The organism is Mycolicibacterium sp. 624, assembly GCF_040548615.1.
Classification (GTDB): Bacteria; Actinomycetota; Actinomycetes; order Mycobacteriales; family Mycobacteriaceae; genus Mycobacterium.
In genome coordinates this window covers 61,046-76,462 of the sequence record NZ_JBEPRZ010000004.1, presented here as the reverse complement: position 1 = coordinate 76,462, position 15,417 = coordinate 61,046, and the positions used below count along the sequence as shown (strand labels likewise).

The following is a 15,417-nucleotide window of genomic DNA, read 5'->3' as shown; positions in this document are numbered from 1 at the left end:
CATGCCCACCGTTAAGACCTTCCTGCTGCCGGACCTCGGCGAGGGACTCACCGAGGCGCAACTGCTCACCTGGTCCGTCCGGGTTGGCGACACCGTCGCACTGAATCAGATCATCGCCGAGGTCGAAACGGCGAAGGCGATGGTGGAACTGCCTTCGCCGTTCGCCGGAACGGTCGTCGCACTGCATGCCGAGGAGGGCGCCACCATCGACGTCGGCAACCCGTTCATCGACATCGAGGTGCCCGAACCAGCAGAGGGCGGCGAACGCGTGCCGGTTCTGGTCGGCTACGGCGTCGCCGAGGAAAGCCCCCGGCGTCACCGGCGGTCCCTGACTCCCGCCACTGCCGCCGTGCCCAGACCCGGACGGGTGCTGGCCTCACCGCCGGTGCGATTCATCGCGCGACAGCGCGGTATCGACCTCGCCAACATCGAGCCGACCGGCAGGCGAGGCGAGGTGACGCGGGCCGATATCGAGGGATTCCTGCGCACTCCGGACACCGGATCACTCACGCGCCAAGAGGATCGGACCCCGATCAAGGGAGTGCGTAAGCACACCGCCCAGGCGATGGTTCGCAGCGCGTTCACCGCTCCGCACGTCACCATCTTCGTCGATGTCGACGTGACGCCGACCATGGAGCTGCTGGAACGGCTGCGCGCCACCGAGCACTTCTCGGGCGTCCGGCTGACACCACTGGCGTTCGTGGCCAAGGCGTTGCTCGTCGCACTGCGAACCAATCCGGACCTGAACACGTTCTGGGACGAGGACGCCCAGGAGATCGTCACCAAACGCTATGTGAATCTGGGGATTGCGGCCGCAACCCCGCGCGGACTGATGGTGCCCAACATCAAGGATGCCCACACCCTGGGCCTGCGTGAGCTGGCGGTCGCCCTGTCCGAACTCACCTCCACGGCCAAGGCCGGCAAGACGCAACCCGCCGCACTTTCCGAGGGAACCATCACGATAACCAACATCGGGGTGTTCGGGATCGACTCGGGCACACCGATACTCAACCCGGACGAGGCGGCGATCCTGTGTTTCGGTTCCATTCGAACACGCCCGTGGGAGCACCGGGGCGACATTGCCCTTCGCTCAATCACGACGTTGAGCCTGGCCTTCGACCACCGCCTGGTCGACGGTGAACAGGGCTCGAAATTCCTTGCCGCCGTTGCTGACATCCTGGCCGATCCGATGACGCTGATCGCGCTGGTCTGACCGGTGCCATGGCGAGACGAAGGAGCACGATATGACAGATAACCCCGACGTCCTGATCCTCGGCGGCGGTTCGGGCGGATACGCCTGCGCCCTGCGCGCCGCGCAGCTCGGCAAGACCGTCACACTGATCGAGCAGGACAAAGTCGGTGGCACGTGCCTGCACCGGGGTTGCATACCCACCAAGGCGCTGACACACGCCGCGGCGGTTGCCGACACGGTCTCGAACGCGGCCTCCATCGGGATCGGCGCAACGCTCGGGCAGATCGACCTCGACGCCGTGCACCGATACCAGGGCGAGGTCGTGGAGCGCCTGTTCCAGGGTCTGCAGGGGCTCATCCGACACCGCGGCGTCGAGGTCGTCACGGGCACCGGACGCTACGGCGGTGGCACCACCATCGTGGTCGGTGACCGCTCCATCACCGGTGCACAGTTGGTGCTGGCCACCGGATCCCGAGTCAGCATGCCGCCCGGACTGGAGGTGGGCGGCCGCATCCTCACCAGCGATGAGGCACTGACGTTTCCCGACCTGCCGGGGCGGGTCATCATCCTCGGCGGCGGTGTCATCGGCGTTGAGTTCGCCAGCATCTGGGCCTCCCTGGGTGCCGACGTCACCATCGTCGAGGCGCTGCCCCGCCTGGTGTCGGCTGAGGATGACTGGTCCTCCAGACAACTCACCCGCGCATTCCGCAAGCGCGGCATAACGATCAAGACCGACACCCGGTTCGTCACAGCGGTCGACAACGGCGCTGATGTCAGCGTCACGGTCGAATCCGGCGAGACCGTGCAGGCCGATCTGCTGCTCGTGGCTGTCGGTCGCCGTCCCCGCACCGATGGGATCGGGCTCGCCGAGGGCGGTGTCGACATCGACGAGCGCGGCTTCATCCGGGTCGACGAACACCTGCGCACGTCCGTCCCCGATGTCTACGCCGTCGGCGATATCGTCGCAGGCCCGCAACTCGCGCATCGCGGATTCGGGCACGGTGTCTTCGTGGCCGAGACGATCGCCGGCCGAAACCCCATTGCGCGCGACGATGTCGAGATCCCGCGTGTCGCGTACTGCGCGCCGGAGGTCGCCTCCGTCGGATTGACCGAAACCCAAGCCCGCGAACGGTATTCCGACATCGAGACGGTCGTCTATGACTTCGCCGGCAACGGCAGGAGCCAGATCATCGGTACAGGCGGCGGAATCAAGGTGATTCGCGTGTCCGACGGCCCCGTCGTCGGCATACACATGGTTGGTGAGGGGGTGGGTGAACTCGTCGGCGAAGCGCAGCTGATCGTCAGCTGGGGGGCCCATCCCGAGGATGTCGGCGGCCTCATCCACGCACATCCGACCCAGAACGAGGCAATGGGCGAGGCCCACCTCGCACTGTCTGGCCAGCCCCTGCACACCCACAACTGATCCCGACTTCGACGCCCCCACTTGGAGACACACATGACATCGACCGTCACCAGCAGCGCCGTGTTCGATCGGCCCGACGCCATCCCGGGCCTTCCACACGAGCAGGTGATCTTCTGCGAGGACCAGGAGACCGGGCTGCAGGCCATCATCGGTATCCACTCGACAACCCACGGGCCTGCCCTCGGCGGTACTCGGTTCTACCCCTACGCCAACCACACCGAGGCGCTCACGGACGTTCTTCGGCTGTCGCGTGGGATGACCTATAAGGCGGCCATCGCCGCGGTGCCGCTCGGCGGCGGCAAGGCGGTCATCGTCGGCGATCCCGAGCGGGCGAAAACCCCTGCGCTGCTGCGGGCTTACGGCCGATACATCGAAACCCTCGGTGGCCGGTACATCACCGCCGGGGATATCGGTGTCAGCGCCGACGACCTCGATGTGATCGGGGAGACGACCGGGCACGTGGTGGGACGCACGTCAGAGTCCGGCGGATCGGGTAACAGCGGTCCGACAACGGCGCTGGGTGTCTATCAGGCCATGCGGGCAGCCGCCACGATCGTGTGGGGTGAGCCGGCGCTGACAGGGCGCCGTGTCGGCGTGGAGGGCGTCGGAAAGGTCGGATCGGAGCTGATCGCACTGCTACTGGCCGAGGGTGCCCATGTCACCGCCGCCGACGTGAACCCGGCAGCGCTGGCCGACGTCGCCGCGCGGCTGCCCGGTGTCACCCTCACCGACCACATCCTCGGCGAGCAGATCGACGTCTACGCACCGTGTGCGCTCGGCGGCACGCTGAGCGCCGACTCCGTTTCCCACCTGAGCGCCGCGATCGTCTGCGGTGGGGCCAACAATCAGTTGCAGACACCCGATGTCGATCAGCAGCTGCACGACCGCGGGGTGGTGTGGGTCCCCGATTACGTCGCCAACTCCGGTGGACTCATCCAGGTCGCAGGCGAACTCGCCTCCGCAGACAGTGGCTGGGTGCGCGACAAGGTCGAGGGAATCTACGGCACAGTCCTGGCGATTCTCGACCGTTCGCGATCCGAGTCGCTCGGTCCCGGCACTATCGCCGACCGCATCGCCGAGGGGCGGCTGTCCGACGCGCGAGCTGACCAGTTCGACTGACCCACGGGCGCACTCACGCCAGGTCGCGAGCGGCGTTCTGATGCGCGACCCATGCGGCGACCTGGCTGCGTGAGTTGAACCCGAGTTTGGCCATGAGGTGCTGGACATGCGCTTCGACGGTGCGGCGGGACAACACCAGTTCGTCGGCGACCTCCTGATTGCTCCGGCCGAGAGCGACGAGTTCGGCGATCTCACGTTCCCGCTTTGTGGGCCTGGCGGCGTCCGCCGAGCCGCGGCTCTGCGCGGACTCCTCCAAGGCGAACGCGATCGACTCGTCCAGTGTCATCTGGCGCCCCTGGCGATGTGCGGCCTGGAACGGCCGCTCGCCCAGTTTTCGCGCAAGCTTGGCGCTCTCCTCACGGTGCCGATAGAACCCCGGCACCGTCTCGGCGGACATCCCCATGCCGTGCCAGATGCTGTCCGCCGCACCCAGCAGGACTGCGGCACGCTGCAACTCGCCGCTCGTCGCCGTGACCCAGGCGATGCCCTCGATGCACTCGGCGATCCCCAGGTGATCCTGCAGTGGCCGCTTCAGGCGCAGGGCTGCGGTGAGCAACTCGAAGCTGACCGTCAACTCGCCACGATTCCACGAATCCATCCCGGAGACCCACAGGGAGAATGACCAGATCCACGACTCCCCATACGGAACCGTCATCTCGCGAGTTCGGTCATGCGCCTCGGCCACGCGGTCCGAGTCGCCGCGCAGCATCGAGACGATGCCGTACAGGACCGTGGTGAACGCCGACCCGGTGTTGTCGTCGACGGCCTCGAACTTGTGCATCGAGTCCGTCAGCAGCCGCACTGCCTCGTCGGAGTCGTCCTGGACCAGGGCCATCAGACCTTGCGCCTGCACCACGTACGCGCGCCCTGCGACGTCACCGTGTTGGTCGCACATGTCGGAGGCCTCCGCAAGCATGCGCGCGGCGGAATCGACCTCGCCTCGCAGGGTCGCCAGGCACGCGGCGACGTAGAGTCCCCGGATGCGCACGGGCCCCGACTCGGCCACCGCGGCCAGCAGCCGATCTATCCAATAGCTGCCCTCCCCCAGCAGACCGTTGAGCAGCCAATAGTGGTACAGCGAACTCGCCATCCGGAGACCCGCCGTCGACTCGCCGGGCTGCTGCACGCAGAACTCCAGGGCCGCACGCAGATTCGCGATATCGTCCCGAAGCAGTCCCAGTCGGTCGACCTGGCCTGCCGTCCGCCAGTCCGTCATCGTCTTGTCGATGATGTCCAGGTACCAGTCACGGTGCCGTCGGCGCCCTTTCGTCACCTCCTCGGTTTCCCGCCCCAGGATCGTGAGCCCGAACTGACGGACCGTCTCCAGCAGTCGGTACCGGACGCGTTCGCCGCGCTCCTCGCGGATCAGGATGGACTTCTCGACCAACGACGACAGCAGCGGCATGACGTCGGACCGCGGCAGCAGCTCATCAGAGCAAATGCCCTCCGCCGCATCGAGTTCCACGCCACCGGAGAACACCGACAGCCGTGCCCACAGCAACTGTTCGGACGCTGAGCACAGGTCATAGCTCCAGCCCATCGAGGCACGCAGGGTGCGCTGACGGGTGGGGCCGCCGCGGCGTCCACCGTCCAGCAGATCCGGCCGGGCCGACAGGAGTTGCACGATCTGCTCAAGCGATAGCGCGCGCATTCGGACGGCGGCCAACTCGAGGGCAAGCGGTAACCCATCGAGCGTTCTGCAGAGGTCGGCCACCGCCTGATGGTTGGACTCATTGAGCGCGAAGGTCGGCACCACCGAGGTCGCGCGTTCGACGAACAGACCGACGGCGTCGTACTGCGCGAAGGCGTCCAGCGGGCAATCCGGCGCAGGCACCCCGAGAGGCAGGACGGGGAACGTGTTCTCACCGGCGACGGCGATCGACTCCCGACTGGTTGCCAACACCCTGACCTGTGGGCAGCCACTCAACAGGGCATCGATGAACTCGGCGCACGCACCCACTATGTGCTCGCAGTTGTCGAACACCAGCAGTCGATGGGAATCAGCCAGGTACTCGACCAGTGCGTCCACATCCCACCGACGAACCGCACCGCGCAGTCCAAGCGCGCCGGCCACCAGCTGCCCGAGCAGCTCGCCATCCTGTAGGTCGGCCAGCGACAGGTAGGTGATTCCGTCGGGAAACGAGGTGCGCGCTCGACGCGCAACCTGAATCGCAAGGCGGCTCTTACCCGCTCCGCCGGCCCCGATAAGCGTGATCAGCCGCGCCCGAGTGAGAAGGTTCGACAGTTGCTTGAGTTCGCGGGAACGCCCCACGAAGCGGTTCGCCTCCGCTGGTAGGTCGTCCACAGGGCCGCGCGGAGCATCAGGTTCAGTGGGGCCCATCTGGGCCATCCTAGTGAGGCTCGCCCACGGCGGCCACGGAAGTTATTTCACAAGCGCGTCTTTGAGGGCCCTCGCAGCCGCCGCCGGATCCGCAGCGCCATAGATGGCACCGCCCGCGACGGCGACGTGCGCTCCTGCGGCGCGGACGGCGGCGATTGTGTCCGCAGTGATCCCGCCGGCGATCGCGAACGGGACCCCAGCCGTCTTACCGTCCTCGATGAGGGTGTGGATCGAGTAGCCGGGCTGGGCCTGCTCATCGAGTCCCGCGTGGAGTTCGACGAATGCGACGCCGAGTTTCGTGACCTCACGGGCACGCTCAATCCGGTGATCGACACCGATCAGGTCTGCGACGACCTGCTTGCCGTGCTTTCGGCCAGCCTCGACAGCGCCCTCGATGGTTGGGTCGCCTGCGGTGCCGAGAACAGTCACCAGATCGGCCCCCGCGGCGAAGGCGAGGTCGGCCTCCAGGAAGCCGGCATCGGCGGTCTTGAGATCGGCGAGCACCTCCTTGTCCGGATGTGCGGCCTTGATCGCGCTGATGACGCTCATCCCGGCGCACTTGATCAACGGCGTGCCCAGCTCAATCACGTCGACGTACTCGGCGACCTTGTTGGTGAGTGCCAGCGCATCTGCGGTGGTGAGCAGATCGATGGCAACCTGAAGCTTGGTCATTCGGTGCTCCTCTGTGAGTAACTGATTGCGTGTTTTGAGGGGTGTTCAGCCGAGATTTGCGTGCCGCGCCCAGAGCCGCTCGGCTGTCTGGTTCGTGTTGGCCCACAGCGCGTGAAACTGGGCGTCGAACGCCAACAGCACCATTTGTTCGAAGAGGCTTCCCGCGTACTGTCGACTGGCCGAACCGGTGTGATCCTGTTTGTCGGCGGCAGGCAGGATCACGACGACATCGGCCCGCCGAGCGAGCGGCGATGTCGACGCCGTTGTGATGGCGACGACGTCGGCACCGTGCTCGCGTGCGGTGTCGGCCGCTTGCACAACCGACGGCGTGGTCCCGGATCCAGAGACCGCGATCAAGGTGTCCGCGGCACCGATCGCCGGTGCGGTGCTCTCACCGACGACGTGCACGCGCAGGCCCAGATGGACCAGGCGCATGGCCGCCATCTGAGCGGCGAGACCACTGCGGCCGTTCCCGATGACGAAGACCGATCGCGCTCCGGTGATCAGCGTTGCCGCGCGGTTCCACGCTTCCTCATCCAGGGACGTCATCACGCGTCGGGTCTCGTCGAGCACAATGCGGCGCCCCTCGCTGAACTGCGCGAGCAGCGGCTCGACGGTCTCGGTCATGATCACAGCGTGCCGTTGGCCTTTCGGCCTGGCACCTGGCCGCTTGGCGGGTTCTGACTAGACGATCGATCAGTGCGGACGATCCGGAGGTGGCCCTATGGTGAACGGGTGGCGAGCGTGGAACCTACCCTCCATGCCGTCGCGGCCGCGTGGAACGACATGCGGGATGTCATCGCCGGTGCGCTGCCGGACATCGCAGCGCGGTTCTCCCGCCTCCTGAAGGACATCACCGCCCACGACGCGCTGGTGATCTTCACCCATGAGTGCACGGGGCGTCCTCGCAAGGTGTCGGGAAGCCGAGACGTCATCGACCGGGTGACCATCGCCGAACTCGAGGAACTCCGCCAGTCCATCTGCCCGGGCCAGCACGTCACCGATGTTCGCAGGATCGCGGGCACGGACCGGCGGATCTGGGCACGCCGCGATGTCAGTGACACATTGCTGGTGCTGGTGTTGCGGCAGTCCGACGTGATTGAGCCCGACACCGCCGAGCGGGTTGCGGCGATGTTCGGGCTGGTCGCGACGTCCATCCAACAACAGGTCTCGCAGGCCAGTCCCGACTACCTCGCCGAGTCGCGGGCCGCGTCGAGTGAGCGCGCCCGCACGACGGCGCAGCTCACCGAGATGCACGAGGCAACACTGTCATCGATCCTCAGCACGCTGCGATCGCACCACCTCGACGACCGACGGGCACGCTTGATCGCCCTTGAGAGCGCCTCGGACGCCCTGATCGCCGCGCGATCGGCCAGCGCCGCTGACCGGGATCTCTCCGAGGAGGCGGTGTCCACCGCATTCGCCCGACTACGAACCGAACTCGACACCCTCGTGCACCCCGGTGAGTTCGACGTCGAGTTCGTCGAGCCACCGGTCGATGGACGACCGCTGCCCGGCGAGATCGCTTATGGAGCACGGGCTTTGGTGCGCACCATCGTCCTTGCCTTCAATGCCCGTCCAGGCCTCACCCGGTTGCGAATCGCATGGGACTGCGACGGCGAGAACGTGTCGATCGAAGTCCGGGACCAGAGTTCCGGCAACGTCGACCACAGCGCGCTGAGACGCCAGCTCGCCGGGCGACTACACACCTTGGGCGGTCACGCCGAGATCGAGACGATTCCCGGCTGGGGTAACCGGGTGGTGGCCACCATCCCCCTCGATCCCCCAGCCGGGAACCCCGATGAGCGAATGCTGTCGACCTTGAATCCGCGTGAGTACGAAGTGCTCGGACATCTGGCCGCCGGTCGACGAAACAAGGCCATTGCCGCGGACCTCGGAATCAGCGAGAGCACCGTCAAGTTTCACGTCGCCAGCTTGTTGCGGAAGCTCGAGCTGACCAATCGCGCCGAGGCGGGCGCAGTCGGCATCCGCGCGGGGATCATCCCCCGCGGCAGCGCGCAGCGCTGACCCCAAGGCCCACCCTTCGCTGTCTGCACTGGTGGGGCCATGTGCTGATGACAATATTTCAATGACTGTTGAAAAGTATCGCTTGCGGGTTTACGCTCAGAACAGAATTCAACGGTCGATGAAAAGGATCGTCATGGACACCGACGCGCCAACGCGGAACACCGCTCACACCGAGGCCGGCCACGAAGCTCCCGCCGCCGCGCGGGCCGCCGCCATCGTCGTCGCCCTGACCACACTGATCGCCATCGTGGCGATCGCGTTCGCCCTGCCCGCATCCCGATCAGCACCACACGACGTGCCGATCGGTGTCGCAGGCCCGCCCGTGCTGACCACCCAGATCACCGACCAGGTTGGGCGCGCGGCGCCGGGCGCCTTCGCCGTCACCGTCTACTCCGAGGCCGCTGGGCTGCGCGAGGCGATCCTGAATCGCGACGCATACGGCGGCATCGTCGTCGATCAGCAGGGCCCAACACTGCTGATCGCCACCGGCGCCAGCCCTGCCGTCGCCGCCATGCTCGGACAACTGGGCAGCGGTATGGCCCAGGCCACCGGGATACCCTTGCGCACAGAGGATCTCGCGCCGCCGACCGCCGATGACCCGCGCGGCGCAGGGCTAGCGGCCACCGCCCTGCCGATAACACTCGCGGCCATCCTGCCCGCGATCGCGCTGGTTCTCGCCCTGAGGCGCGAGGTCTGGACCCGTCTGGCCGCGGCCTTCGCGTTCGCCCCCGTCGCGGGCATCAGCGTGGCCGCCTCTCTGACCCACGTACTGGGCTCGGTCGAGACCAACTTCTGGGGCGTGGCGGCAGGCCTGACGCTCGGCATCGCGGCCGCGTTGTTGCCCATCCTGGGCCTTGGCTCGCTGTTCGGCCGGGCCGGCCTGGCCGTCGGCGCGGTGCTCGCACTACTGGTCGGAAACCCGCTCTCAGGCATCGCCGGGGCCCCAGAACTACTGCCGGCCGGATGGGGTGCGTTCGGCCAACTGCTACCGCAGGGTGCGACCGCGACCCTACTGCGTTCGACGGCCTACTTCTCCGGGGCGGGTGCGACGAGCGCGGTCGTGGTTCTCACCTGCTGGGCCGTGGTGGGTGCGCTGTTGGTGGTCATCGCCGCAGCCCGCCAGAAGCAGTAGCCCCCTCGCCGAGCGAGGGGGCTACTGGTCTGAGTGGGTCTACTCTCCGTCGTGGTCGTTGGAGCCGCTCTCCGAGCTGGACCCTGTTGAACCACTCGATGTTTCGCTCTTCTTCTTGCCGCCCAGGCCCGCGGTGACGTTCTTGATCCCGTCGGTGACCTTCTTGACCGCGTCACGCACGCTGTTGTTGAGTGCGTTGCGCGGGTTCGACGTCTCCGTGGTCGTGCCGGTGACCCCTGGAACCGCAATCGGGCTGGGCCGGACCTGCGGGTCGAGTTCGGTCTCGTCAGTTGCCGGAACCTCAACCGGCGTGACAACCACCTCGGTCGCCGGAACCTCAACGGGAGCAACAACCTCCTCGGCCACCGGCGTCGAGGACGCCGGTGCGACGACCTCCTCGGTTGCCGACGTCGAGGACTCCGGTGCGGGCATCGTCAACGACACCGCAGCGGCCGGCAGGGCCAGCGTCTCCACATTCGCGACGTCCGCGGAGGTCACCAACTCCTCGGGGGCGGGCGGCGGCGGGTTGAGGATGTCGCGGATTCTGGTGCGCTCGTAGTCCAGGGACCATCGCCACGAATCGACCATGTTGAGCGCCGCGATTGTGACGTTGGCGACGCCGTGTTGGATTGCGTTGACGATCCGCCCGAGATCGCCCGACGGGACCGCCTTCCACAGTTCATCCAGGCCACCTGCCGCCGCGTTCATGAGGGAGAACAGCCCCAGCGCCTGTCCGGGTCCGAGAGCCCAGGCTGACATCATGAGCGCGCCCGCCAGTTTCCCTGCAAGGACGAAGCGATCCTGGACGAATGTCTGCAGCTTCATGAACTGCCCGAATGTTTGAAAGAACGGCCCCATGAACACCGGAGCGAACGCGCCGACCGCACCGGTGAAATCGCCATGGAACGCCCTGTAGGCCGCAGTTCCGAGGGCCGCCGGGAATTTGGTTGCCAGCGTCGTGACGATCTGCCCCATCGTGTTGGCGATCTCGCCAAGGGCATTCGCGTCGATCACGGCCCTGCCGATCAAACCATTGATGATCGGGAACGGGTTGTCGAGTTCAGCTTGGATGGCACCTTGGACGAGGGCGCCCACCTTGTCGACGACCGGGCGGAACACGTTGATGGGGTTGTCGATGGCCGCGGTGAGGACCACCGCATGGGATTCGATACGCGACTGGATCTCCGGTGCTGGCGCCAGCACCGGAGTGGCGGCGATGGCACCGGCGGCGACCAGTGCCACACCGGCGGTCACGTACGGCCTCAAGGCGAGTTGCAAGGGAGTCTCCTCTGTCGAGCTGACGTCGGCGGTCTGGCCGACGGCGGAACAGTAATTGCCAAGGAGGAGAGCCGGTACAAATCTATGGAACACGTTTCAGTCAAGGCTTTAGAACCGTCGATAGGCGTTTCGTTTCCCCCGCGAGTCGTAAACCATTCCTTCGATAGTCAATTAGCTGAAAAATACGTAGCGCTGCCATGCAACAAGGTGGAACACATTTGGCGCGCATGGACGGGTATCAAGCCGCGTTGCTGGTGGCGATAAGGTCCTTCCGATCAGCTCGGCAGTTCAGCTAATGGCAAATTATTTGAAACATTACTGATTCAAGTAAATTATCTGAATGTTTGGGCGTCGACAGTAATTTGAATGCCACTGGCCTCGGATTCTATCCCCGGGGCGTCAGACATGGGCCCAGCCGCACCTCACATAGACTCGAACGGCGTGGGGCTAGACGATCGCGACGCGCTGGTTACTCTGCGCACCGCTATCGACCCGGATGAGTTCATCAGCGACGTCTACACCCGGTGGTTCGCCCTCGACATCTCCGTCCGCGATCTGTTCCCCCCCGACCTCGCCCACCAGCGCGCAGCCTTCGCCAAGGCGCTGTCCTGGCTGCTGGGCGAGATCATCGAGCAGCGCGCCGAGGAACCCGTCGCGTTCCTCGCACAACTGGGCCGCGATCACCGCAAGTACGGTGTGACACAACTGCATTACAACGGCCTGCAGACGGCTCTGCTCGGCGCCCTGGCCCACCACTTCAGCGACCGCTGGGACCACGCGCTGGCCGGCACCGCGCGCGATGTGGTGGAGCTGATCGTCGGGGTGATGCGGGGAGCCGCCGACGCCGAGAAGGGCCCGCCCTACCGCGACGCAGAAGTCATCGACCACATCCGGGCCACCCGCGATGTGTCGATCGTGCGGCTGCAACTCGACCAGCCGCTGTTCTATCACCCGGGTCAGTACGTCACCGTCGAGGTTCCGCAGTGGCCCAGACGCTGGCGCTTTCTCACCCCGTCGATACCCGCCGACCGCGGCGGCGCCATCGAGTTCCACATCCGGTCGGTCACCGGCGGGATGGTGAGCACCGCGATCATCGGCGAGACCCGGATCGGCGACCGTTGGCGACTGTCCAACCCGCACGGGGGCCTGCACGTCGACCGTGACGGGGGTGACGTGCTGATGGTGGCGGGCAGCAGTGGGCTTGCCCCACTGCGGACGCTCATCATGGATCTGTCGCGATTCGCCGAGAACCCACGGGTGCACCTGTTCTTCGGTGGCCGCTACCCGTGCGACCTCTACGACCTGAACACGCTGTGGCAGATCGCGTCGACCAACCCCTGGCTGTCGGTGACGCCAGTCTCGGAGTTCTCCACCAATCCGCCATGGGCCGCCGACTTCCCCGTCACAGATCCACCGCGTGGACTGCACGTCCGCCAGAGCGGGCTGCTACCCGAGGTCGTCACCCGCTACGGCAGCTGGAGTGATCGCCAGATTCTGATCAGCGGCGGCTCGGCGATGATCGCGGCCACCAAGGCCGCACTGCTCGCCAAGGGCGCAGACCCTCAACGGATCCAACACGATCCCGTGGTCGATTGAGCGTGATTGAATTCAACGATGCCTGAGTTCGAGTCGGTCATGCTCAAGGATCCGGCGTCGCCGCTCACCGCGACCTTCGTGCCCGCGGCGGGCATGATCGGTACCTCGCTCGCCGAGGATGGCGTGGAGTACCTCGGTCAGCGGCGCGGCCTCGACGCCTACGTGAGCGCGGGCAAGACCATGGGGATTCCCATCCTCTATCCGTGGGCAAATCGCCTGAGCGCCAGCAACTATGAGGTCGACGGGGCGGAAGTCACCTTGACCCCGGGTGTGGGCGGTGTGCGCACCGACGACCACGGCGCGCCGATGCACGGCGTGCTGGCGGCCCATCCCGGCTGGGTGGTGACATCGGGTTCGGACAACTCGTTGTCGGCCGTCCTGGACTTCGGCGACGAACCGACACTGCTGGCGTCGTTCCCGTTCCCGCACGTGCTGACCCAACGGGTCACGCTCGCCGACCGCACACTGACGATCGAGACGACGGTGACAGCGACGACGGCCGCATCGGTACCGCTGTGCTTCGGGTACCACCCCTATCTGAGGATTCCGGACGTACCGCGCGAGGAGTGGATGCTCACCACGCCGTACATGCGACACCTGCCCGTGGACGACAGGGGTATCCCCACCGGGGAGCACACCGACTGGATCGGCGGGAGCGAAGCGTTGGACGACATCGCCTACGACGACGGCTTCGACCAGGTGCCCGACGGAGCGGTGTTCGCGCTCACCGGCGGTGACCGGCGTGTCGAGGTGAGGTTCGAGAGCGGTTACCCCGCAGCGCAGTTATTCGCACCGCGCAACGACGACGTCGTGGGCATCGAGCCCATGGCGGCACCCACTGATGCACTGCGGCGCGGCAACTACCGCGTCGCGCTGGCGGGAACGCCTGCGACCGCGCGGTTCTCGGTCAGGATCGGCTAGCTGGAGCGGCGTGCGCCCCGGCGCGGCTGCCACAGCACCAGCGCGGTGCTCTTGGTGGCATCTCGCCGCTGCCCGGAGCGCAATAGCTCGACTTCATCGACGGCCTCCGCCAGCCGCGACTGTAACGCCTCGACCTGATTGGTCAGCTCGATGATGCGCTTGATCCCCGCGAGGTTGACGCCCTCGTCCTGAGACAGCCGCTGCACCTCACGGAGCAGGTCGACGTCGTGCTGCGAATAACGCCTGCCGCCACCGGAACTGCGTTGCGGGCTGACCAGGCCGAGTCGGTCGTAGGTACGCAGCGTCTGCGCGTGCATACCCGCGAGCTCGGCAGCGACCGAGATCAGGAAGGTCCTGGCGTCGTCTCCACCGCGCTTGCCGGCCATCAGTTTCCGGCCCATCCCGCCCGCGGATCGAATCCGCTGGCTCGTTCTGCCTTGGCATAGGCCTCAAGCGCCTCGGCCGCCTCGCCCTCGAGGTTGGGCGGTACGGCAACCTTGACCGTGACCAGGAGGTCTCCGTGGCCGCCGTTGCGCTTCGGCACTCCCCGCCCGCGGACGCGCAGGATGCGGCCATCCGATGTGCCCTTCGGCACCCGGACACCAACCTTGCCCTCCAGCGTAGGAACGGAAAGCGTTGTCCCCAAGGCCAGTTCGTGGAAGCTGACCGGGACGCTGACGGTCAAGTCGTCGCCGTCGCGACCGAACACCTTGTCGGGCCGCACGTGGACGGTGACATACAGGTCACCCGACGGTGCACCCCGCAGGCCCGCTTCACCCTGCCCAGCCAGGCGGATGCGCTGGTTGTCCTCGACACCCGGCGGAATCCGGACGTTGATGGTGCGGGTCCGGGTGATCTTGCCCTCGCCGTGGCACTCGTCGCACGGTTCGTCGATGAGCGACCCGGTGCCGCGGCACTCGGTGCAGGGCTCGGAGAACCCGAACGCACCCTGGTTTCGGCTGATGACACCCGCGCCGTTGCACGACGGGCAGACCCGCGGGCTGGTGCCCGGACGGGCGCCGCTGCCATGGCAGTTCGTGCACGGGGCCGGGCTGGTGAGCCGCAGCGGCATCGCCACGCCCTTGGTGGCCTCGAGGAAGGACAGCTCGGTCTCGGTCTCGAGATCGTTGCCCCGGCGCGGTCGGCTGGGTCGCGGCTGCTGTGCGCCGCGGCCGAACAGTCCACCGAACAGGTCGCCGATGTTGGCACCGCCGGTCTGGCCCGCAGCACCGAAGAGATCGCCGAGGTTGACGTCGCCGTCGGCGCCGTAGCCACTGAAGCCGCCGTCACCGGCGCTGTACCGGCGCCCGAAACCGCCGCCACCGGCGAAGAGCCGACGGGTCTCGTCGTACTCCTTCTTCTTCTTCTCGTCGGTCAGGACCTCTTTGGCCTCGGAGGCCTCCTTGTACCGCTCCTCTGCCGCGTGATTACCCGGGTTGCGGTCGGGATGGTTCGCGGCGAGCAGCTTGCGCGCGGCACGCTTGATCTCGTCGGTACTGGCATCGGAGGAGACGCCAAGCACCTTGTAGAAGTCCTTCTCAACCCACTCGCGTTGGGCCATTCGGCATCACCTCCTCACCGTTGTTCATCGTTGTTGTCTACCTACTCTGATTCTGCGGCTTGTAAGCCGGTTGAGCGTGTTTTGTCGACGATTTCGCGCCTGGTGTCGGCACTGGCGACGTGGGAGGCGACCCGCACCGACCCCTTGGGTCAGG

The 15,417-nt window shown here is 66.5% G+C and carries 13 protein-coding genes; 7 read left to right on the top strand and 6 right to left on the bottom strand.

Going from position 1 to position 15,417, the window contains the following annotated elements; all coding sequences use genetic code 11:
* Window position 1: 1 nt before the first annotated feature.
* Genes ABIA65_RS16950 through ABIA65_RS16940 form a run of 3 tightly spaced genes read left to right on the top strand, consistent with a single transcriptional unit; the run spans window position 2 to window position 3,734 of the window.
* Complete coding sequence (locus ABIA65_RS16950; protein ID WP_241401341.1) at window positions 2-1,213, top strand: dihydrolipoamide acetyltransferase family protein; 1,212 nt, start codon at window positions 2-4, stop codon at window positions 1,211-1,213.
* A gap of 31 nt (window positions 1,214-1,244) precedes the next feature.
* A complete protein-coding gene (gene lpdA / locus ABIA65_RS16945) occupies window positions 1,245-2,615 on the top strand; it encodes a dihydrolipoyl dehydrogenase (protein WP_241401342.1) in 1,371 nt (456 codons plus the stop codon).
* A 33-nt stretch (window positions 2,616-2,648) separates the two neighbouring features.
* Window positions 2,649-3,734, top strand: coding sequence for a Glu/Leu/Phe/Val dehydrogenase dimerization domain-containing protein (locus ABIA65_RS16940; protein WP_354524275.1), 1,086 nt, complete (start codon window positions 2,649-2,651; stop codon window positions 3,732-3,734).
* A 13-nt stretch (window positions 3,735-3,747) separates the two neighbouring features.
* Here the strand turns inward: ABIA65_RS16940 and ABIA65_RS16935 are convergent, their stop codons facing one another.
* The 3 genes from ABIA65_RS16935 to hxlB are packed head-to-tail and all read right to left on the bottom strand — an operon-like array spanning window position 3,748 to window position 7,374.
* A complete protein-coding gene (locus tag ABIA65_RS16935; protein ID WP_241401344.1) occupies window positions 3,748-6,075 on the bottom strand; it encodes an ATP-binding protein in 2,328 nt (775 codons plus the stop codon).
* 42 nt (window positions 6,076-6,117) lie between these two features.
* Window positions 6,118-6,747, bottom strand: coding sequence for a 3-hexulose-6-phosphate synthase (gene hxlA, locus ABIA65_RS16930; protein WP_354524274.1), 630 nt, complete (start codon window positions 6,745-6,747; stop codon window positions 6,118-6,120).
* A gap of 45 nt (window positions 6,748-6,792) precedes the next feature.
* A complete protein-coding gene (hxlB, locus tag ABIA65_RS16925) occupies window positions 6,793-7,374 on the bottom strand; it encodes a 6-phospho-3-hexuloisomerase (protein WP_241401346.1) in 582 nt (193 codons plus the stop codon).
* A 159-nt stretch (window positions 7,375-7,533) separates the two neighbouring features.
* On the opposite strand from hxlB, the gene ABIA65_RS16920 reads away from it, so the two are divergent.
* Window positions 7,534-8,775, top strand: a complete 1,242-nt coding sequence (locus ABIA65_RS16920) for a helix-turn-helix transcriptional regulator (RefSeq protein WP_354524629.1) — start codon at window positions 7,534-7,536, stop codon at window positions 8,773-8,775.
* A gap of 133 nt (window positions 8,776-8,908) precedes the next feature.
* A complete protein-coding gene (locus ABIA65_RS16915) occupies window positions 8,909-9,907 on the top strand; it encodes an ABC transporter permease (RefSeq protein ID WP_354524273.1) in 999 nt (332 codons plus the stop codon).
* Between the two features lie 39 nt (window positions 9,908-9,946).
* On the opposite strand, the gene ABIA65_RS16910 is transcribed toward ABIA65_RS16915, so the two are convergent.
* Window positions 9,947-11,185: a hypothetical protein gene (locus tag ABIA65_RS16910; protein ID WP_354524272.1), complete on the bottom strand. Its 1,239-nt coding sequence runs from the start codon at window positions 11,183-11,185 to the stop codon at window positions 9,947-9,949.
* A 441-nt stretch (window positions 11,186-11,626) separates the two neighbouring features.
* On the opposite strand from ABIA65_RS16910, the gene ABIA65_RS16905 reads away from it, so the two are divergent.
* Window positions 11,627-12,781: an FAD-binding oxidoreductase gene (locus ABIA65_RS16905; protein ID WP_354524271.1), complete on the top strand. Its 1,155-nt coding sequence runs from the start codon at window positions 11,627-11,629 to the stop codon at window positions 12,779-12,781.
* An 18-nt stretch (window positions 12,782-12,799) separates the two neighbouring features.
* Window positions 12,800-13,702 (top strand): aldose 1-epimerase, encoded by a 903-nt coding sequence (locus ABIA65_RS16900; protein ID WP_354524270.1) that lies wholly within the window; start codon window positions 12,800-12,802, stop codon window positions 13,700-13,702.
* Here ABIA65_RS16900 and ABIA65_RS16895 read toward each other — a convergent pair.
* Window positions 13,699-14,088 carry a heat shock protein transcriptional repressor HspR gene (locus ABIA65_RS16895; protein ID WP_241401351.1) on the bottom strand — a complete coding sequence of 130 codons (390 nt, stop codon included), beginning with the start codon at window positions 14,086-14,088 and terminating at the stop codon, window positions 13,699-13,701. The genes ABIA65_RS16900 and ABIA65_RS16895 overlap by 4 nt on opposite strands.
* A complete protein-coding gene (dnaJ, locus tag ABIA65_RS16890; protein ID WP_241401352.1) occupies window positions 14,088-15,263 on the bottom strand; it encodes a molecular chaperone DnaJ in 1,176 nt (391 codons plus the stop codon). Before dnaJ ends, ABIA65_RS16895 begins: the two co-directional genes overlap by 1 nt.
* Window positions 15,264-15,417 lie beyond the last annotated feature (154 nt).

What these genes read in the sequence shown, in the direction of transcription:
- ABIA65_RS16950 (WP_241401341.1), top strand. Translation starts at nt 2, where the DNA reads ATGCCCACCGTTAAGACCTTCCTGCTGCCGGACCTCGGCGAGGGACTC.
- lpdA (WP_241401342.1), top strand. Translation starts at nt 1,245, where the DNA reads ATGACAGATAACCCCGACGTCCTGATCCTCGGCGGCGGTTCGGGCGGA.
- ABIA65_RS16940 (WP_354524275.1), top strand. Translation starts at nt 2,649, where the DNA reads ATGACATCGACCGTCACCAGCAGCGCCGTGTTCGATCGGCCCGACGCC.
- ABIA65_RS16935 (WP_241401344.1), bottom strand. Translation starts at nt 6,075, where the DNA reads ATGGGCCCCACTGAACCTGATGCTCCGCGCGGCCCTGTGGACGACCTA.
- hxlA (WP_354524274.1), bottom strand. Translation starts at nt 6,747, where the DNA reads ATGACCAAGCTTCAGGTTGCCATCGATCTGCTCACCACCGCAGATGCG.
- hxlB (WP_241401346.1), bottom strand. Translation starts at nt 7,374, where the DNA reads ATGACCGAGACCGTCGAGCCGCTGCTCGCGCAGTTCAGCGAGGGGCGC.
- ABIA65_RS16920 (WP_354524629.1), top strand. Translation starts at nt 7,534, where the DNA reads ATGCGGGATGTCATCGCCGGTGCGCTGCCGGACATCGCAGCGCGGTTC.
- ABIA65_RS16915 (WP_354524273.1), top strand. Translation starts at nt 8,909, where the DNA reads ATGGACACCGACGCGCCAACGCGGAACACCGCTCACACCGAGGCCGGC.
- ABIA65_RS16900 (WP_354524270.1), top strand. Translation starts at nt 12,800, where the DNA reads ATGCCTGAGTTCGAGTCGGTCATGCTCAAGGATCCGGCGTCGCCGCTC.
- ABIA65_RS16895 (WP_241401351.1), bottom strand. Translation starts at nt 14,088, where the DNA reads ATGGCCGGCAAGCGCGGTGGAGACGACGCCAGGACCTTCCTGATCTCG.
- dnaJ (WP_241401352.1), bottom strand. Translation starts at nt 15,263, where the DNA reads ATGGCCCAACGCGAGTGGGTTGAGAAGGACTTCTACAAGGTGCTTGGC.